The 26,893-nt window shown below is 40.8% G+C and carries 26 protein-coding genes, 1 tRNA gene, 1 other RNA gene and 1 pseudogene; 14 read left to right on the top strand and 15 right to left on the bottom strand.

The window, feature by feature from the left end:
- Positions 1–134: 134 nt before the first annotated feature.
- The 3 genes from FS875_RS10200 (at position 135) to FS875_RS06610 (ending at position 1,426) form a co-directional block, all read left to right on the top strand.
- A complete protein-coding gene (locus FS875_RS10200) occupies positions 135–278 on the top strand; it encodes a hypothetical protein (RefSeq protein ID WP_166428900.1) in 144 nt (47 codons plus the stop codon).
- Between the two features lie 171 nt (positions 279–449).
- Complete coding sequence (locus tag FS875_RS10205; protein ID WP_166428901.1) at positions 450–614, top strand: hypothetical protein; 165 nt, start codon at positions 450–452, stop codon at positions 612–614.
- Between the two features lie 53 nt (positions 615–667).
- Positions 668–1,426: a lambda exonuclease family protein gene (locus FS875_RS06610; RefSeq protein ID WP_144754741.1), complete on the top strand. Its 759-nt coding sequence runs from the start codon at positions 668–670 to the stop codon at positions 1,424–1,426.
- 669 nt (positions 1,427–2,095) lie between these two features.
- On the opposite strand, the gene FS875_RS10370 is transcribed toward FS875_RS06610, so the two are convergent.
- Entirely contained in the window at positions 2,096–2,419 is a 324-nt protein-coding gene (locus FS875_RS10370; protein ID WP_144754744.1) for a hypothetical protein, read from the bottom strand.
- Positions 2,420–3,212: 793 nt separating this feature from the next.
- A tRNA-Thr gene (locus tag FS875_RS06620) sits at positions 3,213–3,287 on the bottom strand.
- Between the two features lie 182 nt (positions 3,288–3,469).
- On the opposite strand from FS875_RS06620, the gene FS875_RS10215 reads away from it, so the two are divergent.
- From FS875_RS10215 to FS875_RS06650, 5 genes and pseudogenes are all read left to right on the top strand, one after another.
- Positions 3,470–3,622 (top strand): hypothetical protein, encoded by a 153-nt coding sequence (locus tag FS875_RS10215; RefSeq protein ID WP_166428902.1) that lies wholly within the window; start codon positions 3,470–3,472, stop codon positions 3,620–3,622.
- Positions 3,623–3,787: 165 nt separating this feature from the next.
- A complete protein-coding gene (murA, locus tag FS875_RS06625) occupies positions 3,788–5,083 on the top strand; it encodes a UDP-N-acetylglucosamine 1-carboxyvinyltransferase (protein WP_144754747.1) in 1,296 nt (431 codons plus the stop codon).
- A 62-nt stretch (positions 5,084–5,145) separates the two neighbouring features.
- A pseudogene (locus FS875_RS10575) lies at positions 5,146–5,476 on the top strand (UDP-N-acetylglucosamine 1-carboxyvinyltransferase); the annotation flags it as partial.
- Between the two features lie 1,004 nt (positions 5,477–6,480).
- Positions 6,481–6,834 carry a helix-turn-helix domain-containing protein gene (locus FS875_RS06640; RefSeq protein WP_166428903.1) on the top strand — a complete coding sequence of 118 codons (354 nt, stop codon included), beginning with the start codon at positions 6,481–6,483 and terminating at the stop codon, positions 6,832–6,834.
- Between the two features lie 1,175 nt (positions 6,835–8,009).
- Positions 8,010–8,288: a hypothetical protein gene (locus tag FS875_RS06650; RefSeq protein WP_144754753.1), complete on the top strand. Its 279-nt coding sequence runs from the start codon at positions 8,010–8,012 to the stop codon at positions 8,286–8,288.
- Positions 8,289–8,457: 169 nt separating this feature from the next.
- Here the strand turns inward: FS875_RS06650 and FS875_RS06655 are convergent, their stop codons facing one another.
- The 6 genes from FS875_RS06655 to ssrS all read right to left on the bottom strand — a co-directional run bounded on the left by FS875_RS06655 (position 8,458) and on the right by ssrS (position 14,911).
- Positions 8,458–10,632, bottom strand: coding sequence for an isocitrate/isopropylmalate family dehydrogenase (locus FS875_RS06655; protein WP_144754756.1), 2,175 nt, complete (start codon positions 10,630–10,632; stop codon positions 8,458–8,460).
- 336 nt (positions 10,633–10,968) lie between these two features.
- The gene (locus FS875_RS10220) at positions 10,969–11,127 is read right to left on the bottom strand and encodes a hypothetical protein (RefSeq protein WP_166428897.1); all 159 of its coding nucleotides are present in this window, start codon (positions 11,125–11,127) and stop codon (positions 10,969–10,971) included.
- A 30-nt stretch (positions 11,128–11,157) separates the two neighbouring features.
- Complete coding sequence (locus FS875_RS06660) at positions 11,158–12,357, bottom strand: multidrug effflux MFS transporter (protein ID WP_144754759.1); 1,200 nt, start codon at positions 12,355–12,357, stop codon at positions 11,158–11,160.
- A gap of 509 nt (positions 12,358–12,866) precedes the next feature.
- Positions 12,867–13,688 (bottom strand): TIGR00282 family metallophosphoesterase, encoded by an 822-nt coding sequence (locus FS875_RS06665; protein ID WP_144754785.1) that lies wholly within the window; start codon positions 13,686–13,688, stop codon positions 12,867–12,869.
- A gap of 18 nt (positions 13,689–13,706) precedes the next feature.
- The gene (locus FS875_RS06670; protein WP_144754762.1) at positions 13,707–14,312 is read right to left on the bottom strand and encodes a 5-formyltetrahydrofolate cyclo-ligase; all 606 of its coding nucleotides are present in this window, start codon (positions 14,310–14,312) and stop codon (positions 13,707–13,709) included.
- Positions 14,313–14,750: 438 nt separating this feature from the next.
- A non-coding RNA gene (ssrS, locus tag FS875_RS06675) (6S RNA) lies at positions 14,751–14,911 on the bottom strand.
- Positions 14,912–15,448: 537 nt separating this feature from the next.
- Here ssrS and FS875_RS10225 point away from each other — a divergent pair.
- Together FS875_RS10225 and FS875_RS10230 are read left to right on the top strand one after the other, a co-directional pair.
- Positions 15,449–15,604: a hypothetical protein gene (locus tag FS875_RS10225; RefSeq protein WP_166428904.1), complete on the top strand. Its 156-nt coding sequence runs from the start codon at positions 15,449–15,451 to the stop codon at positions 15,602–15,604.
- Positions 15,592–15,834, top strand: coding sequence for a hypothetical protein (locus FS875_RS10230; protein ID WP_166428898.1), 243 nt, complete (start codon positions 15,592–15,594; stop codon positions 15,832–15,834). Before FS875_RS10225 ends, FS875_RS10230 begins: the two co-directional genes overlap by 13 nt.
- A 616-nt stretch (positions 15,835–16,450) precedes the next feature.
- Here the strand turns inward: FS875_RS10230 and FS875_RS06685 are convergent.
- Complete coding sequence (locus FS875_RS06685) at positions 16,451–17,233, bottom strand: tetratricopeptide repeat protein (RefSeq protein WP_144754768.1); 783 nt, start codon at positions 17,231–17,233, stop codon at positions 16,451–16,453.
- Between the two features lie 178 nt (positions 17,234–17,411).
- Positions 17,412–17,537 (bottom strand): type B 50S ribosomal protein L36, encoded by a 126-nt coding sequence (ykgO, locus tag FS875_RS06690; protein WP_004863016.1) that lies wholly within the window; start codon positions 17,535–17,537, stop codon positions 17,412–17,414.
- Positions 17,538–18,270: 733 nt separating this feature from the next.
- Here ykgO and FS875_RS10235 point away from each other — a divergent pair.
- Positions 18,271–18,420, top strand: a complete 150-nt coding sequence (locus FS875_RS10235) for a hypothetical protein (RefSeq protein ID WP_166428905.1) — start codon at positions 18,271–18,273, stop codon at positions 18,418–18,420.
- A gap of 703 nt (positions 18,421–19,123) precedes the next feature.
- Here the strand turns inward: FS875_RS10235 and FS875_RS10240 are convergent.
- The 4 genes from FS875_RS10240 to FS875_RS06705 form a co-directional block, all read right to left on the bottom strand.
- Complete coding sequence (locus FS875_RS10240) at positions 19,124–19,297, bottom strand: hypothetical protein (protein WP_166428906.1); 174 nt, start codon at positions 19,295–19,297, stop codon at positions 19,124–19,126.
- Positions 19,290–19,673: a hypothetical protein gene (locus tag FS875_RS06695; protein ID WP_144754771.1), complete on the bottom strand. Its 384-nt coding sequence runs from the start codon at positions 19,671–19,673 to the stop codon at positions 19,290–19,292. Before FS875_RS06695 ends, FS875_RS10240 begins: the two co-directional genes overlap by 8 nt.
- 1,027 nt (positions 19,674–20,700) lie before the next feature.
- The gene (locus FS875_RS06700) at positions 20,701–21,072 is read right to left on the bottom strand and encodes a hypothetical protein (protein ID WP_144754774.1); all 372 of its coding nucleotides are present in this window, start codon (positions 21,070–21,072) and stop codon (positions 20,701–20,703) included.
- 888 nt (positions 21,073–21,960) lie between these two features.
- Positions 21,961–23,043, bottom strand: a complete 1,083-nt coding sequence (locus FS875_RS06705) for a 5-(carboxyamino)imidazole ribonucleotide synthase (RefSeq protein ID WP_207999991.1) — start codon at positions 23,041–23,043, stop codon at positions 21,961–21,963.
- A 7-nt stretch (positions 23,044–23,050) separates the two neighbouring features.
- Here FS875_RS06705 and FS875_RS06710 point away from each other — a divergent pair, with 7 nt between their 5' ends.
- Positions 23,051–23,608 (top strand): pentapeptide repeat-containing protein, encoded by a 558-nt coding sequence (locus FS875_RS06710; protein WP_166428899.1) that lies wholly within the window; start codon positions 23,051–23,053, stop codon positions 23,606–23,608.
- Here the strand turns inward: FS875_RS06710 and purE are convergent.
- Positions 23,585–24,082: a 5-(carboxyamino)imidazole ribonucleotide mutase gene (gene purE, locus FS875_RS06715; RefSeq protein ID WP_144754782.1), complete on the bottom strand. Its 498-nt coding sequence runs from the start codon at positions 24,080–24,082 to the stop codon at positions 23,585–23,587. The two genes, FS875_RS06710 and purE, sit on opposite strands and share 24 nt — an antisense overlap.
- An 858-nt stretch (positions 24,083–24,940) precedes the next feature.
- Here purE and FS875_RS10580 point away from each other — a divergent pair.
- Together FS875_RS10580 and FS875_RS06720 are read left to right on the top strand one after the other, a co-directional pair.
- Complete coding sequence (locus FS875_RS10580) at positions 24,941–25,093, top strand: DUF5993 family protein (RefSeq protein WP_166428907.1); 153 nt, start codon at positions 24,941–24,943, stop codon at positions 25,091–25,093.
- A 10-nt stretch (positions 25,094–25,103) separates the two neighbouring features.
- Complete coding sequence (locus tag FS875_RS06720) at positions 25,104–25,679, top strand: disulfide bond formation protein B (RefSeq protein WP_005774736.1); 576 nt, start codon at positions 25,104–25,106, stop codon at positions 25,677–25,679.
- The last annotated feature ends 1,214 nt before the right edge of the window (positions 25,680–26,893 follow it).

Genomic DNA, 26,893 nt, shown 5'->3' on the forward strand with positions numbered 1-26,893 from the left:
CATTTTCATCTCCTCGTTTATTGCACTTGCGTGAACTTCGAGCGCGCCCCTGAAGATGTACGGGAATCCGATATCGTTGTTTATGTGGCTCGGACAGTCTGTCCCTCCCGTAGGCATATCGTCGGCAGGGTGAGATGAGTGTAAGAGGAGGGGATGGAGAAAGGGGGGCGTGGGTGTTGAAAGGGGCATCAGAGGCTGAACCGTCACAAATATTACTTGGGGAAGATGGCGGAATATTTTTTAAGGAAGCAGCCCAAGCAAGAGATAAGAAAACTTAAGGGAGGGGAAGCCTTTTGAAGGCAAGATGTTGGGGATGTGGGAGAGGAGACGGGGGGCGGTATTGTCTGCTTTTGTATTGTGTGTGTTCGAGGGAGGGGTGAGAGGTTCACCCCATGGGGATACGTTGATGAATCATTGAAGGTTCACGTGTTTTTTCACGGAGGGGAGAGGTGTGTGCTTTCGTTTTGAGAGATGGAGGGCTGTTTGGGGCTGATGGTGTTGGGAGGGCGATAGGGGGCGCTCGTATGGAGAGAGGGTCAAGAGGGGGTGAAGCATTTGTGCAGTTGGAGGGAAGGAGGAGGCGTCTGTGGTGGATGTGGGGAGGGGAAGTGTGATGTTTTAAAGAGGATAAGTGTTAAAAAAAAAGAGCCAGATAAAGGGGGGAAATATGCCAATTATTATTGATTGTGTTCAGGGAACAGAGGAATGGCAAAAAGCGCGCAATGGGTTGATTACAGCGTCTCTGTTTGAGATGGTTATGGCAGAAAAAAAACAGGGGCAAAAAACATCACGCTATCATAGTGTGATGATGAAATTGGCAGGAGAAAGAATAACTGGAAAAACCGTTGAGGAAGGGACAACGTTTTCTCAGCGACGGGGGACAGAATTAGAACCAAGCGCGCGACAGCTTTATGGAAAATTGACACAAACAGAACCGGAATGTATTGGCTTTGTTTTAGCCGATGATCGCAGAAAAGGATTTTCTCCGGATGCCTTTGTGGGGAAAAATGGATTGTTGGAAATTAAAACAAAAAAACCTGAAATTTTAATTCCTCATTTTGCGCAAAAAAATTTTCCAGCAGAACATAAAGCACAATGTCAAGGAGGCTTATGGATTTCGCAACGCGAATGGGTGGATTTGATGCTCTATTGGCCAGATATGCCTCCTTTGATTAAACGGGCTTATCGTGATGAAGCCTATATCAGTAAGCTTGAAGTTGAAATTCATCGTTTTAATGAGGCTTTGGAGAAGATGGTCCAGCACATTAAATGTTTCGAGACAGGCTTTGGAATAAGAACGGAGAATGCTTTGAAAGAGGGGGAAGGAAAAAAACTTGGAATGAGGCGTTTACTGAAGGGCAAAACAAAAATAAGGCGGGGAAAAAGAGGATCTTGTGCAGGGTTGATGAGGGGAAAAGTTCTGTAAAAAGGTAAGTTCTAAGGGGTGGGTGTTGGTGGGGGCTTGAGAGATTTAGTGCGAGAAGTATTGCTTGGGGAAGTGGGGCGGTGTTTGGAGGAGAAGCTCAAGGATGTAGGTGGAGGAAGAAAGAGATTTTGTGTAATGTTGATGAGAGGGGAAACTTAAGTGGGGGAAGACTTTTGAAGGCAAGATGTTGGGGGCAGTGAGAGAGAAGATGGGGGGGCTTGTATTTTTGTTTTGTTCATTGGGGAGCTGTTTGGAGGGGTACTGTTTTGTTGGGGTGGGAGGCGATAGCGAGGCGCCAGTATGGAGAAAGGGGAAAGGTTGGCGCGCAGTTGCTTGATTTTTGGAGAATAAGAAAATGAAAACAATGCCGCAAAAGGCAGAAAGCTTAGCGGGATATGTAAAGTATCTGCAAGACAATGAAGCGTGAGAGAGGTAGAGGGGGGAGGTGTACAGTGTTGATGAGGGGGGAAATTCCATAAAAAGGTAAGTTTCAAGGGGAGACGTGGGGGTGAAGGGGGTATCAAAAGCTTAGTGTTACAAGTATGCTGAAAAATGGCTGTACTTAGCTCGTTGTATCTCAATGAGGGGAGATACAGTTCAAAATATTTGAAAATACCAAATGTTCTTCATATTTTGAGAAAGGTTTTCTACAAAAGGAGTGAGAGACGATCAACCAATTATAAAGGGGATGGCCATAATCGCCAAGGCTGTCATTATTGTCAATAAACAGGCTGGAATCTTAAAGCGAAAACGCCAAAGGATATTGATTGGAATGGACATGATCGTCGTTATGATGAATCCTACAATAAACCATTGTAGAGATAATCCTATGATATTGATCTCATTTCTCTTCAAACGATCTTGTTCTAGTTCTTTCTCTGATACACACTCGATAATAGAAAAACCACGGTAAACAGGAAATTCTCTACTTGGACAAGAAGTAACGGAAAATTTTTCAAGCTTTGACCACTCCTCTTCTTGTTCTATTTCCAATCGCTTCTTTTCTATTTTTTGTCTTATATATTCTTTTGAAATACAATTGATCGGAGAAGTCCCCCCAACAAAAAATCCATCTTTTCCACAGCTACTCTTTACAGGATCCGTGAATAAAACTGTGCTTATTGCTAGAGCGCAAAATCTTATTGCTATAGGGAATAAAATAAGGGGTTTAAACATGGGGCTTTCTTGTCTTTTGTTGCTAATGCGCTTTTATAAGCAATGTCTGTTGAAAAGATCAGTATGTGTCGTTTTTGTGTTAAAAATATGTATAGAAACATGTTTAATGAAAACGATGATAGTGATCATCTCGTATTCCAATAAAGGTGTGGTACAGGTTAAAGTCCCGCTCAGGCGGGGTTTTTATTTGTTGGAGAGGGGATTCTATATCATAAGCAGAATGAAAGCGCGTGGGAAAAACATTCAGAAAATGAAAATGTCTCGACAAGTCTAAAAGAGTTAAGGTGAAGGCAATGGGCTTTTGCAACAGAGAGGCTTGGGTAGAGGGAAGAATAGGGGATTTTTCATGAAGGTTAAGAGGGCGATAAGAAAAGAGGAAAGAGGCAATGGGAGTGTACGCTGTTCTTGGCGTGTTAAGTTCAAAAGTCGTTTGCAGAGCGTTTTGGGAGATTAAGCACGTCATTGAGACCATTGATTTTGGGGGCTATTGATTTTGAAGACATTGAAATGCATGGTTTAAAGAATGCTGGCTTGGAATAAAGCTGATGGAGGCTGGGAGGGAAAAGATTGATGCTTAATGGGCAAGACTTAATGGGCAAGAAGAATAAAATGGTGCTGCGAGAGAGGATTGAACTCTCGACCTCTCCCTTACCAAGGGAGTGCTCTACCACTGAGCTACCGCAGCCGTTTTCAATCGTTGCGCTGTCTTGTGCCATATTGTCAGAAAATAGGCAAGAGAACATTTGTATATTCTTGCAAGAAAACGTATCTTATGTCATGACAAGTGTGTTCTTATACTCTTAAACATATTTTTAAAAGCCGTGAGTTGATTGGATAGAAGCTCAACACTGTTTAAAAGGTTGCGCAATGACACAGATGCATCAAAAACAAAAGCACGATGAAATCAATCATCAAGAGGAAAAAGAAAAACGACGTCAAGAAAGATTGGCGCAGCAATTGCGACAAAACTTAAAACGTCGAAAAGAGCAAAGTCGAAAAAGAGCCCAAGAAGAGCTCTAAAATGCAAAAAAATGTTTTTTTAAAGGCATCTTTGCAACCAAACGTCTCAATTATTTGTTCTCATCGTTAGAAGACGTTTTAAAAAAAACGATCAATAAAGCATAACTTTTCAAAAGGAGAAAAACCTTTGGAAGGGGTGGCGCAAAGGAAAAGAGGGAAAACACGATGGATGCTATTCAAATTGTTGGTGGGGAAAAACTTAAAGGGACAATTCCGATTTCAGGGGCAAAAAATGCTGCTTTGCCTCTTATGATTGCCTCACTGTTGACAGAAGAAACGCTCACACTAGAAAATATTCCACATCTTGCGGATGTTGAGTTGCTTATTCGTATTCTCAATAATCATGGGGTGGGATATGCCGTTGATGGACAAGAGCTTAATGATGATGGGACCAATTCAAGAACAATCCATTTTAGTGCGCAAAAAATAGCCACAACACGGGCGTCTTACGAATTGGTGAGAAAAATGCGGGCAAGTTTTTGGGTTATCGGGCCACTGCTTGCTCGATGCTGCGAGGCTTATGTTTCGCTTCCTGGGGGATGTGCTATTGGAACAAGACCTGTTGATTTTATTCTTGAAGGGTTGAAAAGTTTAGATGCTCATATTGCTATTGAAAATGGATATGTTCATGCAAAAGCCCCAAAGGGATTAAAAGGGGCACATTATCGTTTTCCTAAAGTTACGGTTGGGGGAACGCATGTGTTGCTGATGGCGGCAACAATGGCAAAGGGAACAACCACGCTTGAGAATGCGGCGTGTGAACCAGAAGTTACAAATCTTATTCGAACCTTAAACGCTATGGGGGCTCAAATAACCGGTGAAGGTACAACGACGCTTACCATTGAAGGGGTGAAAAAACTCAAAGGAACAAGAATACGCGTTATTGCGGATCGAATTGAAGCGGGAACATATGCGATGGCTGTGGCAATGGCGGGGGGAGATGTTTTTCTGAAAAATGCCAACCCTAATCATCTGACAACCGTGCTTAAAGTGCTGCAAAAAACAGGGCTTGAGATTCAAATAGAGCCGCAAGGAATTCACGTGAAGCGAAATCCAGCAGTCACAAAAATTATGCCTGTTGATATTAAAACAGGACCATACCCTGCTTTTCCAACCGATCTTCAAGCGCAATTTATGGCATTGATGACACGGGCTGAAGGCATTTCCCATATCACGGAGACGGTTTTTGAAAATCGTTTTATGCATGTTCAAGAACTCAATCGTTTAGGGGCAGAGATAAAGCTTGATGGTGAGAGAGCAACTGTCTATGGAAAAGAGAAGTTGCAAGGCGCTCCTGTGATGGCAACCGATTTGCGGGCTTCTGTTTCTCTGGTGATTGCGGCATTAGCTGCAAAGGGTGAAACAATTGTTAATCGTGTTTATCATCTTGATCGTGGTTTTGAGAGGTTGGAAGAAAAATTATCCCGATGTGGTGCGAAAATTCAACGGATAACGGTGTGACCCTGCTTAAAAAGCATGGCTTGAATATCTGTTGTTTGGGGGGATGCACTCCATGACATGGGGCTGAAGGCATTTCCCATATCACGGAGACGGTTTTTGAAAATCGTTTTATGCGTGTTCTGAGAACGCAATCGTTTGAGGGAGAGATAAAGCTTGATGGTGAGAGAGCAACGCATCTCATGGAACATGAGAAGGTGCAAGGCGCCCCTGTGATGGCAACTGATTTGCGTGGCTTTTTGTCTCTCTGGTGATTGCGGCCCCTTTATCTTATTATAGGGGCTGCAAAGGGCGAAACAATTGTTAATCGTGTTTATCATCTTGATCGTGGTTTTTTAGAGGTTGGAAGAAAAATGAACCCGATGTGGCGCGAAAATTCAACGGATAACGGTGTGATCTTATCCCAAGAGCATGGCAAATCTCGTACGGGGGGTTTGGGGCATGCGTTAAGGTGTGACGCATGTTTTTAGGTGTATTTTTGTGGGGCTTGATCTTTAAGGATTGTTCGTTTTCTCAATAAATTACTGGTTTTCCCTTATGGTTTTGGAGAGTGCGCATAGGCGTTTGACAGATCTCTCTTAAACAACTGGAGGCAATTTTATGTTTGATTGCTTAAGCCGATAAAAAACATTCCTTTAAATTTTATTGCTGCTCTTTTGAATTTATCTTATGAATAAGTACATCTAATAAGTATACACGGGCTTTCGTTGTATAATGCAGTTTTATGGGGGGAATCCAAAGCTTGAAAATCCAAACTGAGATATGGGCCTTCTTTATAAGGAACATGAGATTCCGGGAGTTTTTGCCATGTCCAGGTGTGTCCATACACTAAAAGCAAAAAAAGCTGATCCAAACTCAGTGTTTTGACTCCCGGAATACACATGAAAAAGCCGCTTGCAATGGGCTAAGGGGCGTGATCTGTTAGTCTATAAGGAACATGAGATTCCGGGAGTTTTTGCCATGTCCAGGTGTGTTCATACACTAAAAGCAAAAAAGCTGACTGAGCTCAGTACTTTCAGACTCCCGGAATACGCATAAAGAAGCCACTTGAAACCGGAGAGTTTGACAGATCTCTCTTAAACAACTGAAGGCAATTTTGTGTTTGATTGCTTAAGCCGATAAAAAACACTCTTTTAATTTTTATTGTAAATTTTCTTCAATTCCTTTATACCTTAAAAGGTAACTTTGGTCGTAGACGCAACGACCAAGAGGGATTCAAAAACCCCTAAAACCCTAGCGTGAAAATGAACTCACTCTTGTGGGTGTCCCGGAATTCCGGGAGATTTTGCTATGTCCAGGTGTGCTTGCACACTAAAAGCAAAAAAGCTGACTAGGGTTCAGTGTTTTTGACTCCCGGAATACTTATGCGAGGGCGCTCGCAACCGGAGGGGGAACCTGAAGTGAAAGCGAAAAATCCACATTTTAACGATATTTTGATAGGCAAAAGAATTCGTTTGAGACGAGAAATGTTGAAAATTTCTCAAAAAGAATTAGGGCATCGTTTAGGGGTCACCTTTCAACAAATCCAAAAATATGAAAAAGCGATCAATCGCGTTGGTGCAGGGCGCCTACAAGAAATTGCTGATATCCTAGATATCTCTATTTTCTTTTTTTATGCCGATATTTCGTTGAAAGAAAAAAATACATCCTATGATGAAATTGCCAACAAAGAAGAGCATACTCTTTTGAAAAGTTTTAGAGAACTCAAGCCTAAGCAACAGAAGGCAATTTTGAGTTTGATTTGTGAGCGATAAAAATCACACCTTTAAATTTTATTACTGCTCTTTTGAAATGATTTTATGAATAAGGACATCCAATAAGTATACACGGGCTCTCGTTGTACAATGCAGTTTTATAGGAGAAATCCAAAGCCTGAAAATCCAAACAGAGATATGAGCCTCCTTTATAAGGAGCACGAAATTCCGGGAGCTTTTGCCATGTCCAGGTGTGTCCCCGCGCACTAAAAGCAAAAGGCTGATTCGAGGTCAGTACTTTCAGACTCCCGGAATACGCATGAAAAAGCCGCTCCGCAATGGGCTAAGGGGCGTGATCTGTTAGTCTATAAGGAATATGAGATTCCGGGAGTTTTTGCCATGTCCAGGTGTGTCCGCGCACTAAAAGCAAAAAAAGCTGATCCAAACTCAGTGTTTTTGACTCCCGGAATACACATAAAGAAGTCACTTGCAATGGGGCAAGGGGCGTGATCTGTTAGTCTATAAGGAACACGAGATTCCGGGAGTTTTTGCCATGTCCAGGTGTGTCCGCGCACTAAAAGCAAAAAAAGCTGACTGAGCTCAGTACTTTCAGACTCCCGGAATACGCATGAAAAAGCCACTTGCAATGGGGCTGGGGGCGTGATCTGTTCGTCTATAAGGAACATGAGATTCCGGGAGTTTTTGTCATGTCCAGGTGTGTCTGCGCACTAAAAGCAAAAAAGCTGATGCGAACTCAGTGTTTTGACTCCCGGAATACGCATAAAAAAGCCGCTTGCAATGGGCTAAGGGGCGTGGTCTGTTAGTCTATAAGGAACATGAGATTCCGGGAGTTTTTGCCATGTCCAGGTGTGTCTGCGCACTAAAAGCAAAAAAGCTGATCCAAACTCAGTACTTTTAGACTCCCGGAATACACATGAAAAAGCCACTTGCAATGGGGCTGGGGGCGTGATCTGTTAGTCTATAGGGAACATGAGATTCCGGGAGTTTTTGCCATGTCCAGGTGTGTCTGCGCACTAAAAGCAAAAAAGCTGACTCGGGTTCAGTACTTTCAGACTCCCGGAATACACATGAAAAAGCCGCTTGAAATGGGGCAAGGGGCGTGATCTGTGAAAGCGAGAAAATCATCTTCAGGTTGATTTCTCATGAGTGTAAAAAAATTTAAAGAGTCTTTTTTCTCCATAATAAATTATTCGATCGTTTTTTTTAAGAAGGGAGTGCTGGCGGCGGGTGTTGTGGCGGCGGATGCTGTGGTGGCGGGTTTTGTGGCGGCGGATGTTGTGGTGGCGGGTTTTGTGGTGGCGGGTTTTGTGGCGGCGGGTGTTGTGGCGGCGGGTGTTGTGGCGGCGGGTGTTGTGGTGGCGTGTGCTGTGGCGGCAGGTGCTATGGCGGTGGGTGTTGTGGCGGCAGGTGCTATGGCGGCGGATGTTGTGGTGGCGGGTGTTGACCTTTTCCGCGCAGAAATATCCCAAGAAAATCTCTTCTTCTTCATTTAAAAAATCATAAAGTTCTTATCCTTTATGCTTAAAGGCGGCTTGAGATAAAGCGCTTTGGGTGAGAGGAGTAACGCATTCCATCAAACAAAGGGTGCTCTCGTCGTGGTTTCTATATTCGAAGCTGCGCTCTCTCCAAGCGTTTTTTCAATATTTCAACAGTGTGATCGGCTCATTGGCTGTTTTCCCTTCGCAAAACTCTTTTTAAAACCGACCACGCAGCATATTCTTGTAAAACAACACCTAAAAGCGGTCGTGTATAGGGAAAAGTGATATGATCATCATCATAACCTTTCATTTGTACTGTTATGGTCGCATGACCAAGGCTCTCTTGCTGCTTTTCTAACAGCTCAATGGAAGGGGAGAGGTGCACGGAAACCTCAATCTGTGGAATATTTTTTGCACTCTTTTCTGGAGCCTGAAAATATTTTAAAAGCAGCGGATCATCAATCAACCAATGTACCTGTGCATATTTTGCGAGTTGTTGAGACGCTGTGGTCACTTCTCTGCCTACCAAATGGGGGCGAAAATGATGTTCAAATTCTTCAATTAAAGGCTGTGCTAAGGGAGTGGATGATTGACCAACCAATTGCACCAAAACATAGGGGCTTTTCCATAAAAAATGGCGCTCAAAGGGCGCATTGGCAAAATGATGATCAACCCAATGGGCAATAGTGCTTTCATCAATTCCAATCAATGTCCAAGCATATTCTGCACGCGATTGAGAAGAATATTTCTTCTCATTTTGCTGTAAATAATCTTCTAAAAGGGCAAGAGCTTGGGAGGGGGGACCAGGCAAAACAACAAGGGCGCTACCATCACAAGTAAGAAAAAAACCTGGCGCGGTGCCTGTCGGATTGTCAAGCACTGTTGCTGTTTGTGGAAATAAGGCTTGACGCGCATTATTCTTATCTGGTGCAATCTTTAACCGCTCTAATTGACCTTTTATTGTTTGCCAAACATCTTCATGATGCACCAAAGGTTTTCTTACAGCTTGAGCAACGCTATCGCGGGTTTTATCATCAGAGGTTGGTCCCAAGCCCCCACTGATAAGGATAAGATCTTCTTGTCCAAGACAAGAAACAATCGTCTCACTGATTTGCTGTAATTGATCCGCACAAACAAAATGACGCGTGACTTGAATATTTCTTTTTTCCAAACTTTGGCTTAAATCTTGTAAATTCGTATTCAAATATTGTCCTGAAAGAAGTTCATCACCAACCGTGATAATGGCAGCGCGATAGGAAGAAACAGGATTTGCAAGAGAATTGCTAACAGCTTGTACCATTTGAAGCGGTGAGGCGCTCCCTCCTAGATTATGGGGGAGCGTTTTTCCGCTACGGATAACGTGATCAACACTTTGAGATAATTCTTTTGCTTCCTTGTAAAAGCCTAAATGCTCTAAGAGTAAAGACACACTATACAACATCGCAGAAGGATTGGCTTTATTTTGCCAAGCAAAGTATGGTGCGCTTCCATGAGCTGGTTGAAAACAGGCAATCTTATCCCCTACATGGGCATGGGCTGCAAGCGCCAAGCCACCCATCACGCCAGTAGCAAGAGCTGAGAGAATATCGCCAAACATGTTGTTTGCAACAATCACACCAAATTGCTCTGGCTTTGTTGCAATCCACATCGCTACTGCATCAACATCATGAATATCGGCTTCAATTTCTGGATAGTTTTGTGCGATTTTTTCAAAAATTTCCTGAGCAAATTGTCCACTTTCTCGCATCACATTCAGTTTATCCGCAAAGGTAACCCGCTTAAATTCATGGCCACGTGCATAAGAAAAAGCATATTCAAATAATCGCTCTAAACCAAAGCGTGTTTGTAAACAAACGGACCACGCTGCTTCTTTTCGATCATATTTTGCTAAATGGGGATGTTGTAACCAAGCGGATGTTTCCGGCGTGATCCCCCGAAAATCTAAACTGGAAGAAAGACCTTCACTCTTTTCGCTGATTACACAAAACTGAAAAGGTTTTTTCGGACCAATGATGTATCTTATCGGACATACCGTGGCAAATAAGCTTAACTTTTGGCGAAGTTGAAGAAGGGGAGAAACATAGGAAAGATTTTGCTCTTTTAAAGGCGGTGCAAGTTCTTTTAAAGCCGCTTCTTTTCCTTTCTCTGTCACAGTTCCAAGTAAAAGTGCATCACTTTCAGCGATTTTTTGCCAAGTCGCTTGGGGAATAGCATCTCCTGTCTGTTTCCAGCATTCCCAACCAATATCACCATACATAAATTCAATCGGCAAGTGGAATTGCTCTAAGACCATTAGCGCTGCATCACAGAGCTCTGGTCCTACACCATCACCAGGTAATACAAGAACTTTCTTTTTCATGAAATCCCTCCCTCTATTTATTGCCGCCTATTTGTTGATGATTTTATTCATCATAACAGAATAAGCCTCCCACATATGCCTTCAAGCTTCACGGATAATAAAGCCTATCCCCTTCAACTTTCTCTTTTTTAAAAAAGAGATTTTTAAAAGAGAAGAGCAAAAGCTTTCCCATCTTCCCCATTGGTCTTTTCGGTGCAATAACAACACGATGCGCATATCGTTTAAATGCCCCGCACTTTTTAATTATAAAGTTTGAAGGGGGACGAATCCCTCTTCTAACCTTAAAAAACATTTTAGTTAACTCTAAAGATATTTTACTCTCTTGCAATGCTTAATTTATAAATGCTTTTGTTCTACGTTGTCCATGGGTTTAAACGACCCTTTACGATAGCCGATTTCAATATATTCAATTTGAGCCGCTGTCAGATTTTTAATATGTTCAATGATGTAATCGATAGAAAAAGAAAACTCCTCCATCACGCAAAGTGACATCAAGATTTTTAAGCATAGTCCCCCCCAATTTGGTTATTTAACTTGATTTATGGTGATAAAATAATTAGCTTTTCGAATATAAATGATAAAACCCACGAGACAACATGTTGCCAATAAAAGTGCAAAAGCCCACGGATTATGTCCGGATATTTTTCCAATAATTGCCGCGCTCAATGCTGCGCTTCCTAATTGTAACGCACCCATCACACCGGATGCTGCTCCGGCTGCTTGTGGATGTGAGGAAATTGCCAAGGCTGTCCCTAATGGTAATAAGAAGCCATTGCCAAAAGTTAGAAGTGAAATGGCACTCAAACTCGTGACAAGAGGCCACGGACTCACATAAATTTGGAGGCCAAATAATATCCCTCCTAGGACAAAAATAAGATATCCACGTCGAATGGTCCGTTCCATAGATTCTTGCTTCAAAAATTTTCGTGCAACCAAGTTGCCTAAAACATAAGTTAAAGAAACACCAATGTAACTATATCCAATAGAGGCAGTCGATAAGCCCAAAGCTGTAAGAAAAAAAGGTGACTCTACAATGTAAGCAAAATAGGTTGCATAGGCAAAACATGGGATCAATGCGTAAAAAATAAATTGCTTATTTCTAAGGACGTCTAAACTGCCCTTAAGGACTCCTATAGGCGTGAAAGAGTGACGTTTGTTAGGAGGTAAAGTCTCTGTGAGGACAAAATAACACAAACAAATAGTGGAAAGGATAAAAAGGCTTAAAAAGATAAAAGTGGCTTGCCAATTAAAAACTTGCAATAACAAACCCCCAATTAATGGAGCAAGTGCTGGTGAGGTTCCAACAAAAGGGAAAATAACCAAATAAAGCCTTCCTGCAGCCTTTTTATCCATCAAATCATTTATAATAGCGCGACTTAAAACAATCCCAGAACAGGCGCCAAGACCTTGTAAAAAACGCAGTGCAAAAAAAGTTTGAATATGAACGGTGTAAATGATCCCCAAGGTGGTAAAAAACCACAAAAATAAGCCAAACAAAAGTGTCTTTTTGCGTCCAAAATTATCGCTGAGCGGTCCATAAATCAGTTGTCCAACAGCTAAGGCGAATAAAAAAATGGCTACTGCACTTTGAATTTCAGATTCACTCACTTGGTAATATTGACGCATATCTCCAAGAGCGGGGAGAAAAATATCCGTAGAAATTAAGCCACCGATAGATAAACACACAATAGAGATTATAAATAATAAAGAAGGCTTATTTTTCACAAACAAATACTTTTCAAAATTTAAGAATTTTAAAGTAAACACAATTTATACTTATAAATATAGTGATATTGTATCATCCTTTAGCGTTGTCTACAGGAAAAAAGGTCGCTTTATACGTTATCGTCCCTCACTCATATTAATGAATGTTCGCTTATAAAAAATATGTGAAAATGATTGAGGGATTTCTTAATTGATTTAGGGGGAAAAATTGTCTCTTGCTGAGTTTTCAAAAGGGCAAAATGGTGCGCGATCTATCAAAGAGCGCGGCTTAAAGGAGGAGGTGCGGTTTGTTCAAGTGTGCGAGGGTTAGGTGCTTTGTGGCTTTGGGCTGAGGGTTGTGAAGGTTTGATTATGAATTGGCTTTGCGGGCTTGCTCAAGGGTGTGGCTTAAAGGAGGGGGGGTGTTTTAAAGGAGGAGGTGTGGCTTTAAAGGAGGGGGTGTGGCTTGAAGGAAGGGGGTGCGGCTTTAAAGAAGGAGGCGCTTCTTTAAAGAGGAAGGAGGCGCTGGCCTACCAAAAATCTGGAACTTCAGGCTTTAAATGCGGACCAATGCGCACCGCTGAGACCTTTTCTGCTAAGCCGGTGCGGTCTGAAATCTCAACCGCAAAACCACAGAGAGTGGCAGGTCCTCGTGCCGGTTCAAAACGATCTTGTTTCGTTTGGTAAAGAAAACGGTGTAAGGGTTCTTCTTTATCCATGCCAAGAGAGGAGTTGTAATCACCACACATGCCGGCATCTGTTAAATATGCACTGCCGCCTTCTAAAATCTGCGCATCAGCGGTGGGAATATGCGTATGCGTGCCAACAATAACACTCACACGACCATCAAGAAAATGCCCAAAACATTGCTTTTCGCTCGTCGTCTCTGCGTGAAAGTCAAAAATAATGGCATCAGCTTGTTCCATTAACGAACAGGCGAGCAGAATATTTTCCGCTATCTCAAAGGGATCGGTGACTTTATAGGGCATAAAAACACGACCCAGTAAATTGGCAACAAGAACACGTGCACCATTTTTAGCCGTAAAAATACCTGCACCTTTGCCGGGAGTCTCTTTCGAAAAATTCGCAGGACGTAAAAAACGATCACTCTCATGCGCATATTGTAAGGCTTCTTTGTGGGAAAAAGCATGGTTGCCGGTGGTCACAACATCAACACCCGCCATTAAAAGATCTTGATATGTCTCTTGGGAGAGACCAAAACCATTAGAGGCATTTTCCCCATTGACCACAACAAAATCAAGCTGCCATTTCTTAATCAGTTGAGGAAGATGCTCAAAAACGACTTGACAACCCGTGTTACCAACAATATCACCCAAAAATAAAAACCGCATAGGTGTTTTAATCACATTTTAACATTTTAAGAAACCTTTTTCTGTAAAAATTCCTTGAACCTGTAAATCATGTTCGGCTGCAGGAATGGAAAAAACCTCCTGACACGAAAAGCCTATGCCCCATAATGCTATTTGATGTCCTTGTTTTTCAAGGGCTTCTACAGCGCGGTCATAATAGCCGCCTCCATAGCCAAGACGGTGACAGTGATGATCAAACGCAGAAAGTGGAACAAGAATATTATTGGGGATAACAGTGGCATTATCTGCACCAGGGCCTAAGGTCCCAAAACGCATGGGTTTAAGTTGCATGTGCGGTGAAAATGCGCGAAAAATCATGGTGGTGGAATCAAGCACGGCGGGTAAGGCTAAACGCCCTCTGCGTGAGGCTATCGCCTCAAGGAGAGGGCGCGGATCAATTTCTGATTTAATCGGCCAATAGCCTGCTAATATGAGGCGTGAAAAATCTGTTCCTTTTTTTTCAAGATATTCAAGAAAATGGTGACAAGCATGCTGGGAAAACAGCGTGCGCTCTTCTGTTGAAAGGGCATCACGACGCGATAAACCATTCTTGCGTGCTCTCGCACGAAGCGACGAAGCTGTTTCACAGAGGGGAACTTTTGTCATTGTCTTGTCACTTATTTAAGCGGTTGGTCTTGCCCCATTGTAGCCATGGTTGCTCTTTTGTAAACCGCTATTAGGAACCATGTGCGTGGAACAAGCCAAGTCTTATGAAATTAAGGCGTGCTCTTCTTTTTTTTTCAAGATATTCAAGAAAATGGTGACAAGCATGCTGAGAAAACAGTGTGCGCTCTTCTTATTAAAAGAGCATCACGACGCAAATAGACCATTCTTATATACGCTCGCGCGAAGCGATGAAGGAGGGGCTATTATTTTTTTCAGCTGTTGCAAATCTCATGAAGTTAAAGCCTATCGTCATTTTGATCTCTTAAAAAAAGCCTCTTGCTTTATGGAAAAGAGAGCTTCACAGAAAAGGGAGGCTCATGCAAAAGGGCATGGTCAATTTTTGGGGGAAAAGTGTAGGAGAAAAAATGATGCAAAAAAGGGTGAACCACAACAGCCGATGGAAAAAGCTGATCCCAAGAACCTATACAAATAGGTGGGCGCCATATGAAAAAGCCCACGGGCTTCATCAGGGACAGCTCCCTTGGAGATCACTAAGGTCTCAGGAATACGTTATTTCCTGTCGAGAAGCGCAGAACACCCTCTTTAATATAAAACAATTTCATAACTTCTGCTAGAGATAAAATAACTTCAACCATTTATTTTTTATAAAGTTTTACAAGAGATTTTTTTTGCACTCTTGCTGGTGATGGTTGGAAAGCGCTGAAGAATGAATGGACGGCTTATTTAAAGTAAAAAAATAAATAAATAATGGATGGGTGAGGGGGTGAGTGAAACAATTTTTTATGGGTGATGTTTGATTTGTCTTTTGGGGGCAATGTTTAATTTGCCCTTTTGGAAGAAGATTTGATTTTAATGTTTTACGGAAATGTTTGCGGGGAAACTGGAAGGAAAATATTTCCTCTTCAAGGATGTTTGTTGAATTCAAACGAGACACTTTTGACGTTTTTTACCTTGTGAAGTGTATTTTAAGGCTTTTTTATCGATGATGAGGACATGCAGGGGGATGCCTCTCGTTTTTATTATTTTCTAAGTTTGCACAAAACATATGCTAATGACACGGCGTTGGAGGGTGTGGTGTTGGGGGGCGCGGTGTTGGAGTGTGTGTGCTGTAGGGTATGGCGTTGGAGGATGCGGTGTTGGAGGATGCGGTGTTGGAGAGTGCGGTGTTGGAGAGTGCGGTGTTGGGGCGTGGCGTTGGAGGGGGCGGTGCTGGGGCGTGGCGTTGGAGTGTGTGTGCTGTAGGGTGTGGCGTTGGAGTGTGTGTGCTGTAGGGTGCGGTGTTGGAGAGTGTGGTGTTGGAGGGCATGGTGCTGGAGGGCGTGGCGTTGGAGGGCGCGGTGTTGGAGGGCGCGGTGTTGGAGAGTGCGGTGTTGGAGGGGCGCGGTGTTGGAGGGGCGCGGTGCTGGAGGGGCGCGGTGCTGGAGAGTGTGGCGTTGGAGTGTGCAGTGTTGGAGTGTGTGGCGTTGGAGTGTGCAGTGTTGGAGTGTGTGGTGCTGGATAGGGGGAAACTGGAAGGGAAATATTCCTTATTCAAGGATGTTTGTTGGATTCAAACGAGATACTTTTGACGTTTTTTCCCTTGTGAAGTGTATTTTAAGGCTGTTTTATCAATGATGAGGACATGCAAGGGGGATGCCTCTCGTTTTTATTATTTTCTAAGTTTGCACAAAACATATGCCAATGGCGCGGTGTTGGAAGGGCATGGTGCTGGAGGAGCGTGGTGCTGGATAGGGGGAATCTGGAGGGGAAATATTCCTTATTCAAGGATGTTTGTTGGATTCAAACGAGACACTTTTGACGTTTTTTACCTTGTGAAGTGTATTTTAAGGCTGTTTTATCGATGATGAGGACATGCAGGGGGATGCCTCTCGTTTTTATTATTTTCTAAGTTTGCACAAAACATATGCCAATGGCGCGGCGTTGGAGGGGCGGTGTTGGAGAGTGCGGCGTTGGAGGGCGTAGTGTTGGGGCGTGGTGCTGGAGGGTGTGGCGCTGGAGGGCGTGGTGTTGGAGGGGAGCAGGGCTTTCACAGGATAATTTATTAAGCCTAGGATGAGAGGCGCGTTTTATGCAAACTTGAAATGGACGTAAGGCGTTTTGTTTTAAGTATGATCCGTTCAAAGAGCTTGTGGTGATTGTTCGTCTAATAAAGCCTCAATGCGCTTTTGAAGCTTTTGCATTTGTGGATAGATGCTTAATGCCTTTTCGTAAGCTTTGAGAGCAAGTTTTGGACGCTCTGTCGCTTCCATGGTAACCCCAAGTTCAAAAAAGGCAATGTAGTTGCGCGGCTCAAGTTCAAGAGCATGATTGAGATCAAGCATGGCAAGTTTGAAATCATTCAGTTGAATGTGAATCCAAGCACGTCTTACCCAAGCTTCAGCATAAGTCGGCAAAAGTGCAAGAGCATTATCAATATAATCAAGCGCAAGTCCATAATCATCATTATTGATCGCGTTTTCAGCCCATGACATTAAAAGATCAATCGTCTCACTCCCCGATTGGGACCATAAAAGTTGAAGTTGTTGACTGATCTTTTTTGCTTTCGCAACATCAGCACAATACTTTAATTCTTTCAGTAAACGTAAAATTTCTGCCTCTTTGTGTTGCTTAACCCTGTCAACAAAGGAAAGCTTCTCTGAGTCGAAATCTTCAAGAATCATCGCGGATGAATCAGAATCAGAGGGCGTTGCGGAAGAGGGCGGAGAATTGGGGATGAGATCATCTAAGGGTAAAAGCGATTGTGGAGATGGACGATCCTCAGGAAGTGAAGGTGGATTTTGTCCATAAACAGAAGAAATAAAACAAAAAATCCCCATCAAAGAAAGAAAAAAAGTGCGCCGAAGAAGATAGAAAAAACACACCTGAAAAAATCGAAAAGCTTTTAAAATAAAAAGACCCATAAAAACAAGCCCTCAAAAGATAAACCACTATACATTATCAAACAGCGGACTCGTAATCAAACAATGGACTCGTAACCAACCGACTTATACCCCCAAAAAAATTCAAAAAAACCCCTATGCCTACAAAAAGTAGGCATTAAACCATTCACTTTAGAAAAAATCAGCCCTGACGGAAAAATTAACCCTGACGTGCTCTAAAACGTGGGTTCGTTTTATTGAGGATATAAACACGTCCTTTACGGCGCACCAAACGATTGTTACGATGGCGTTCCTTGAGTGCTTTAAGCGAATTTTTAATTTTCATCCTATTCACCGTTTAAACAATTTACATAACACAATATGACAATACAATTACAAGACTACAACGACAATACTAAATAACAACACAATGCTAAATAGCAAAGCAACACTAAACGACAAAGCAACAATGTGGTGAACACAAACATTGCCCTGTGATAGCGTTATTGCATCATAACACGACACAATACACTTTTTCACTGTGATAACGATTTTCACTGTGATAACAAAAAGAAAAACGCACCTCCAAGGTACGCATCAATATACTTCATCAGCACAATGAATAAGTAAAAATTGCAAAAAAGTGAGCGAAATCTAACAAAAAGCCTTATTCTTGTCAAGGGTCTTTGCTGTAATAAAAAGTGGAGACTTGGTGCTTACTTTGAAGATAAAAATATTTGAGAAAAAAGCAAAAGAAAGATAAGCCAAATAAAGATAAAAAGTGAAAACAAAATGTTAGCTTCTCAGCTTTGAATGAATAAGCTCTGTTAGAGAAGGAATTAAGCCGTGTTGTTGCGCCGTTGAACTGTTAAGCGGGTGGTTTTTTTTTCTTTTAAGAGGGAGGGGCAAAGAGGCTTATCAAGGAGCGTGAGCACCTTATCAGGGAGAGAATTGAAAGGGGGCAAGGGTTAGGAGGAAGTGCAGCCGTTGGAGTGTTGAGCGGTTGGGGCTTTTAAGGACGTGGTGATGTTTTTAAAAGAGCTGGGCTATAAATCCTATTAAGAAAGGAGAGCTAAAGGGTGGCGGTGCTGTTCGCTGCTCTTGAAAGTCTCTTGGAAGCAAGAAAAATTTGGAGCTTTGTAAAGCGCCTTTTGATGGTCTTGATGAATGGTATTGCTAAGCCAAGAGAGAGAAAACAGTTTCTTATACGTGATAAAAGTATTGCATAACTAAAGGCCCCTTACGAGAAGGGGAGACTTTGTACAATACCATAAAAATAGGGCATAAAATTAATGGGTATTCTAGAGCTTTTGATACATATTATCATTTCTTGATCATTCATTGTCTGAATAAAACTTAAAGAAAAGATGGAAAAATACTAAAAAAGCTAGGGGCGTGAGAGAAGAAAAATTGATCTGAAAAGGAGAAATTTGAGCAATTAGGAAAGGGGGGCAAAAATTTTTCGAAAAATATGTTGAGCGGATGAATAAAAAGAGAAAAACTTCTATCTGTTAAGAGAAAAAGAGTAGAGAAAATATGAAGGAATTAGAGACCTTTGAAAAAATAATTATTATTAAAGTTAAGGCTGTTGTGACGCAGAAAAATCTTGCGAGATGCAAAAGTAAAAGTCGTGTTTACCAAAATAAAGGTTATCATTTATTGCTTTATGTTTTTTAATGATTTTCGTCTCTCAATGACTTCATTTGCGTGCATTTTTTATAAAGGTGTCGCCCGTACTTGCTAGCGTTGGAAATAATATTGTTTCGTGTAGTTTGGCATATGATACATAAATATTATGCTTACAGTTTCAAATACCCCTTTGATGAAGTGTCTTAATACCTTCAATAACTGGAACTCTAATCACATTAAATAAGTCTCAAAATATCAAAATAAAGATTATCGTATTTTAATCTATCATTTTTCACGACTTTTTTACTTATCAATTCCTTTGTTACTTTCTTGAATCGCTAGATCTCGTCCTGTAAGCGCTTTACGATACAGTTTTCGATATTTAATGATAGAATAAATAAGCCAAACCGATAATGTTATTATTGCACAACCGCCTATAATCCCTAGAATATTCCCTAAAATTATCGCTTCAGTCATTTCTCTCTCTCCCTAGTGGATTGCGGTTAGCAACAGCTTCATCCAGTTGCTTTATTACTTTTTTTAGTTTCTTCTTTATGATGATGTATAGCACCAAAGAGACTGGTATCGAACCGTACAAAATTAATACGCATAGCAGCCCTATTGCAGTTGTCGCATCCATCTGAGCTTTATCCGCATTGCCTATTATTGCGAGGAAAATGTATAAACAGACGCTTATAAAGATGATGAGTATAAATTCTTTTAGTGAAACAACACCATATTTTATTGTTTCCTTAACTTCTCTTTGTATATCAAGGACTAAACCCCATTGAGAATATGTATTATTTTGTTGTTCTGATGATGTGCTTGATATATTTGGCTTTTGTGTTGTCATGTTGATATCAGTCGGTTGCTTAAATGTTTTATACTATGATAAAGTAAACCATCCCATTCTTCACGATATTCTTTACAAGACGGAAAAAGATTTCCGTACTTGTTATGTTTATAATATGAGTGATTTACTCCGTTTATTACACATCTTCTCTTATTACTTGTTAGATATGTACTCCCCACCTTATTCTTCTATATAAACGATCTCTTTTATATAAACGATTTATTTCGTGTTTACAATTATATTTATGACTGATTCATATATATTTATGATTGTTTCATAGGCCAAAAGACATTTAATATGTAGTGCGCAAGTCGTCTGAACTTGCTTTAAGGAAAGCGCGAATATTGACAGATCGGCAAAGGATTCTTCATCCTTGAAAACCGTTAGGCGTTTAAATGTGAATAAGGTACCTTATAGGGGTAGGAAAGAAGACGATAGATATAAAGAGGGGAAGAAATATTAAGGAGATAAGTATTAATGCGTGAGATTTAAAACGGTTGTTGTTTTAGAGCTTATGCTCAATTGATGTTTTTCTTTCAGTGTATCATGTATTTCCGTCTGTTAGTTTTAAGCTTTATTGCTATAAGGCAAAGAGAGGCGCTTAAAAGCCTTGGAAGACTTACATTGGAAAATATTACATAGGTAATATTGTTTTCGTGAGGAGGGAGAGGAGGTTTCTCAGATGGATAAGCTTAGTACTGTAAGTATATATCTGACAAAGAGGTCAGAAATACAGTGGGACGCTGGTATTTTTTATGAGGGATGTAAATCTATACTGTTAGAGTAAAAAGTTATGCTAAAATTCTATTTTAGGGCAATAGCCTATAACTCCTTGTAACCCAATTATTTCTGCGTGGGTTTGATCACTGGGTTGTCGAGAAAATGGAGAATTCAAACTATCCAGTAAAGAAGCCAGTATAATATATTGAGAATACACTTTGGCTTTTAAATATGGACAGTTTGAATTCCTTTTAATATCTAGGCCGTAGAAAAGTTTAATCTTCCAAAGGGTGTTGTATGATGATGTTTATTGAAAGAGTGAAAGGTTAACATTGTCTGGGGATAGACGCAGTAAAAGTATATCATAATACCAATTTAAATACATGTTGCCAATACCAAAGAGAGCTGAAACAATGATCATTGGTATCCCGATCGATAGGGGCATTCCGCCTTTCTCTCCTATGAAACACATCATAGATAAAAGTCCTGCACCTAACAAAAAAAATACTGCCATGACTTTTGTGACTAAAACAATAGGTTTACGAAAGGTTAAAAGAAAGAGGAATAGCATGTGCCTAAAAGGTCCCCCTCTACGTTTTTTAGGAGAGGTAGACTGTGCCTCATTTAAATTTGCCTCTTTATTTTCATTTTTGAGTTTATTTGAAGATATACCTTCCATTACTCCCCCTTTACATGGTGTTTTTGCTATAATTAAAAATTTAAACTTATTCCAGCACTAAAATCATACATTAAGATAAAATACAAGCAAAAAAATACTTCATTTTTAAAAATGAAGTATTTTTCACTGAATGAGTGTTTTTAAGACAATGATAGTGCTAAAAAATATAATTTAGTAGTATCAGGATAATAAAATAAACATTTATACTTTTAAAGTTAAGGGTGCTATTTGTGGCTCTTGAAAGTCGCTTGGAAGCAAGAAAAATTTGGAGCTTTGTAAAGTGCTGTTTTGATGGTCTTGATGAATGATATTGCTAAACCAAGAGAGAAAACAGTTTCTAATGTGTGAAAAGCTTATTGCATACATAAAGGGCACTTACGAGAAGGGGGAGGCTTTGTGCAAAATGCCATAAAAATAAGGCATAAAACTAATGCGCCTTATAATGTTCTGATCACTCATTGTCTAAATAAACTTAAAGAAAAGATGGATAAATACTAAAAAGCCGGGAACGTGAGATAAGAAGAGTACATTGTTCAAGTGCTTTTTCTATGGGGGAAAGAGGCTAGTCTATTCCTTAAAGATTGGAATGAAAAGGGTATAGAATAGGGGAAGAATGATGCTGGGGAAAGGTGGAGGGAAGACAAAACTTAAGTGGGATAGAGGATAGTTTTTAAGTCGTAGAGGGATATTTTTGAAAAGGGAAGGTGTTGGATTACTGAATGGTGCGTTTTTTGTTTTTTTTAGAGGGGGGTATGGAAGAGAAAAAGCCGTGAGGGGCAAAGGATTAGAGGCGTTGTTGGCTAAAGTGTTGGATAGCGGTGTGTGCGGCGAAGGTTTTTGTTTTCTTTAGTGTATTGGAAAAATGGGGGAAACGTTTGTATAGGGAAGTTACGATTTGCTTGCTGGTCCCGTTAATTGAATGACGTGGCCCATTTTGCGGTAGGGTTGGGTTGTGCGTTTGCCATATAAATGGATTGAAGTGCGCTCTTGTGTGAGAAAATATTTTAAAGTGTGCAAATTATTCCCAAGAAGATTGGTCATTTGGCAATCACTATGGCGATAGGGGCTGCCTAAGGGAAGCCCACAAATGGCACGGATATGCTGCTCAAATTGTGAGGTGATGCAGGCTTTTTGCGTCCAGTGACCAGAATTATGTACACGCGGGGCTAATTCATTCACTAAAAGATGACCATCCGTTAAGACAAAAAATTCAATGCAAAGAACACCGACATAATTAAGAGCATCCATGACTGTGACGCTGATATCTTGCGCGGCTTCTTGTACTTCAAGGGGAATATGAGAAGGAACAAAGGATTTATGAAGAATGCCGTTTTGATGTTGGTTTTCAGGACAATCATAAAAAATATGCGTCCCTTCTTTTGTCCGCGCCGAGAGAACCGAAATTTCCGATAAAAAAGGAACGATTTCTTCCAAAATACAAGGCTGATCCGCAAAAGTTTTTAAGGCTTCTTTACAAGCTTGTTCATCGGGATGATCAAGCTTGATCTGGTTTTTTCCATCATAACCAAAACGACGTGTCTTTAAAAGTCCACGCCCGCCTAAGGCATCAAGAGCAGAAATAAGAGAAGAAAAATCATCAACAGCATGCCATGAGGCGGTGCTAATCCCTTGATCTTTTAAAAATTGTTTCTCAAAAAGTCGATCTTGTGCGATCTCTAAGGCGTTGGAAGAAGGATAAACAGGCTTGCTTTCCTCTACATATTGAATCGTTTCAAGCGAAAGATTTTCAAATTCATAACTGACAACATCACACTGCGCAATCAATTTATCTAAGGCGGATGTGTCATCATAGGAGGAAATAATATGCCTATTGGCTGTTTGAGCGGCTGGGCAATCAGATTCAGGGCAAAAAATAACCGTTTGAAATCCTAATTCTGCGGCTGCTATGGCAAGCATGCGTGCTAATTGTCCGCCACCGATTAAGCCAATGACACTACCTGGAGGGAGCATGTTGGATTTGGATGAAGTGGACGTTCTGGAGGGCGCGGTACTGGAGGGTGTGGTGCCGGAGGGCATGGTGTTGGAGAGCATGGTACTGGAGGGTGTGATGCTGGATAGGGGGGTGCTGGAGAGCGTGGCGTTGGAGGGCGCGGTACTGGAGGGTGTGGTGCCGGAGGGCATGGTGTTGGAGGGCGCGGTACTGGAGGGTGTGGTGCCGGAGGGCATGGTGTTGGAGGGCGCGGTACTGGAGGGTGTGGTGCCGGAGGGCATGGTGTTGGAGGGCGTGGTGCTGGATAGGGTGGTGCTGGAGGGTGTGGTGCTGGAGGGCATGGTGTTGGAGGATGTGATGCTGGAGGGTATGGTGTTGGAGGGTGTGATGCTGGAGGGCATGGTGTTGGAGGGTGTGGTGCTGGAGGGTATGGTGTTGGAGGGTATGGTGTTGGAGGGCATGGTGTTGGAGGGTGTGGTGCTGGATAGGGGGGTGCTGGAGAGCGTGGCGTTGGAGGAAGCGGGGGTACTCGATGGGAGGGGTCTGGAAGACAGTGTCATTTTAAACCTCCCTGACAGGCGTTAGGGCGACACCAGCTGTTTGTTGCTGACGCCAATCTTCTAAGCGTTGGGCAAGATCAGGATCATAAATCGCCATAACGGCGGCGGCTAAAAGAGCGGCATTAATGGCTCCTGCTTTGCCAATGGCTAACGTTCCAACGGGTATGCCTGCTGGCATTTGCACGATTGAAAGCAAAGAGTCTTGACCAGAGAGAGATTGTGAGTGCACTGGAACGCCAAAAACAGGAAGGGATGTGAGCGCTGCAAGCATTCCAGGAAGATGTGCTGCACCTCCAGCACCGGCAATTAAAACTTTAAAACCCGCAGATTTTGCTTCTTTGGCAAATTGATAAAGGCGTTCAGGAGTACGGTGGGCTGAAACAATATGCGAACTATGAGAAATGCCAAGAGTCGTCAAAATATCGGCACTATGGCACATCGTTTGCCAATCCGATTGACTCCCCATTAAAATCCCGACATCACATGACTTCTTCATCATTCTCTATCCTTTTTAAAGATGCAAGGCGATTCTTTATCATTCGTTTTTTAAGAGTTTTATACCCTCTTTGCAAAGCCAATTGATGGCAGAGAAATAGTTTTTTTATAAATAAGGTTGAAAGGTCAAAATTTAAAGGTAAGTCACGCAAGTTTAAAAATACCCTCTTAAAGCTCATGAAACTTTGTCCTTTGAACTTTTTGCTGTTCAATAGGTTGGAGGGGGCGTGGTGAAACAGTGAGAGGTGTCTTTTACTTTTTAGAAATACCCTTTGAGGAATGCCTTTGTACTTTTAAATCGAATGTACTTTGAAGAAAAAAAGAAAAAAATACAGGCTGAAAATATATTCTCGAAAAATCTTTAAAAGACGATAAGGTTTTTAGAAAATGTCTCATTTTTTATTGCTAAAACAAATACCGTTCCCATATATTGTACAATATGGTGCAATTTGAAACACTATTTATGATAAAAAGAGATTTTTATGGCAAAACTGCGTTGTAAATAAGGATATTTTTTCCCGTAAAATAACAGAGAGATATCTTTTATTTTAAAGGCTTTTTATTTTGCCATTTAAGTATGGGGGATAAGGGACTCTTTCAATAATTGTTGATATAAAGAACATGAATAATCAATGCTTTAATGCTTTTGTTCAAAGGCATTTTGAAGCAATTATCTCTTTCATCCTTTCTTCACATAAATGTAACAATTAAGACCATAAATATAATGACAATATAAAGTGAAGGATGAATTGTGAATAATAAATCCATGGTCTCTTTTTTGCCCAATTTTTTAATATGTTGAACTTTTATAACAAGAAAGAACAGTTAAACACCGGATATTAAGAAAGGAGATTTAAAAGTTATGTTTTTTCCATTTTTAATCGCTTTAGGCACTGCAGTAACAACGGTGTATGGCAAAAAAAATATAAGTTATGTTTTGTGGGCTATTTTGTTCGTTGTTATTCTTCTAACCTTTAATCATCACGCAACTTCTACTTTGAATTTATCTTTTTGAGAGAATAGCCATGGAAAATGTTGAACAAAAAAATCCTCATTTCGTCATTTTTATGAATACGCTAGGACTGATTGGGTTGTCCATTGTCTTGGTGGTCGCTTTTTATTATCAATTGGTAAAATTTGAGTTGCCTTGTCCCCTTTGTTTGCTGCAACGTGTTGGATTGATGCTGGCAGGATGTGGGTTCTTGCTCAATATTCACCACAGGGTGAAAAATACCCATTATGGCATGGTTATTATCGGGTGTATGGTCACCAGTGCTGTTGCTGCAAGGCAGGTATTTTTGCATATCACACCTGATGATTTGGGATATGGTTCAACGTTCTTTGGATTGCACTTTTATACTTGGGCCTTCATTATTTCTGTCCTTTGTATCTTTGCTGTTGCATTCGTCATGATTTTAGGCGAATTAGCGCACAAGTTTAAAGAATTTTCTTCTTTTCCAATCTTGAGTAAAACAGCAAGTTTCTTATTCGTGTTTTTAATTGCAGCAAATTTGATTTCGACTATACTGGAATGTGGTGGCGGACAATGTGCTGATGACCCTGTAAGGTATGAATTGTTGTCAAATTGGTTCCCTTCATAGTTTTGAATTTTTTTAATTATTTTTCATCATAATTTTACAGTTAAAGAAGCGGAGATGTTAAAAAAATCCGCTTCTTTTTTATTGGAACAATGTTTCATCAAGATTTTTAATCTTCTCAAAAGGATCTTTTATCAAAAATTGGCTTTTATGCCTGTTTGCGCTTCATCTTTTGTAAAAAAAACGCAGTTTGTCGTCTTAAGGGGCTTGTTTTGAGGCTTATAAGTTTTTTTTAAAAAAATTCGCGTTATTTTTATGCGATGTGGAAGGATTTGCTTGAAGAAGGGGAAGAGATGGGATGGATTTTCGAGTGATGATAAGGGGAAAAAAAAGCCCACGGTTGTTAAGGGCGCATTAACGATAAAATTTTTTGCTCTTGATTTTTTTTTGCTCTGTGCTAGATAATTATTTGTATTCATTTTGGTGCTTCTGAAGTATTTTAGATACTTTTAGAGGGAGTCGTTTAAAATTTTGAAAATTATTTCAATAATTTTCTCTAGAGGTTTGTTTATGAGAAACGAACCTTTTTTTTTATCCTTTTTTTTCGATCTCTTCTTTTTTGTGAAGGCTTTGTTTTAAAAAATTTTTAGAAAAGCCATGAGCGTTTTGATGATGATTCTCCTTAACAAAAAAATATTGAGGTAGAAAAATATCGATATAAAAACATTGGCATAGAAAAATAATTTATCGTTGTGAATGTTGAAGGCAAAAATCAAAAAAGTTTTCTCATGTACAATTTTTTGAGAGTGAATCCATTCAATTGATTTTTGTTTATCATAAAAAAAGCATCGCTTGTGGGAAAAAATTCTCTAAAAAATTGTAAAAATGCTTTTTATGATCCCTTTTGATTAGCAAAATGGGCGTGTAAAATTTTGTCCTGCTCAATAAAAGAATAAACTGGTTTATCTCTATGATTAAAATTTAAAGTGGGAATTAAAGTGGGGATTGAAGTGAAAATGGGCGCAAGATTTTAAAGGCGTTTTTAAAAAAAAAGGGGGGGTGTATCATCATTTTATACAGATATTTCTGTGAAAATAGAAAAGCGTAAAAACGTGTATCTGTAAAAGGGGAAGGGGGTGTTTTAAGCTGTGGAGGATTTTGTGCTTTGTGCAAGCTTTGAGGTGTGGTTTGGGCTTTTGCCATGGTGTGGAATGGGGAGAGAGGATTTGAGGGCGGAGAATCCTTGTGAATAGGGGGGACAAGGCGCGGGGTAAAGG

This window comes from Bartonella saheliensis (genome assembly GCF_902162175.1).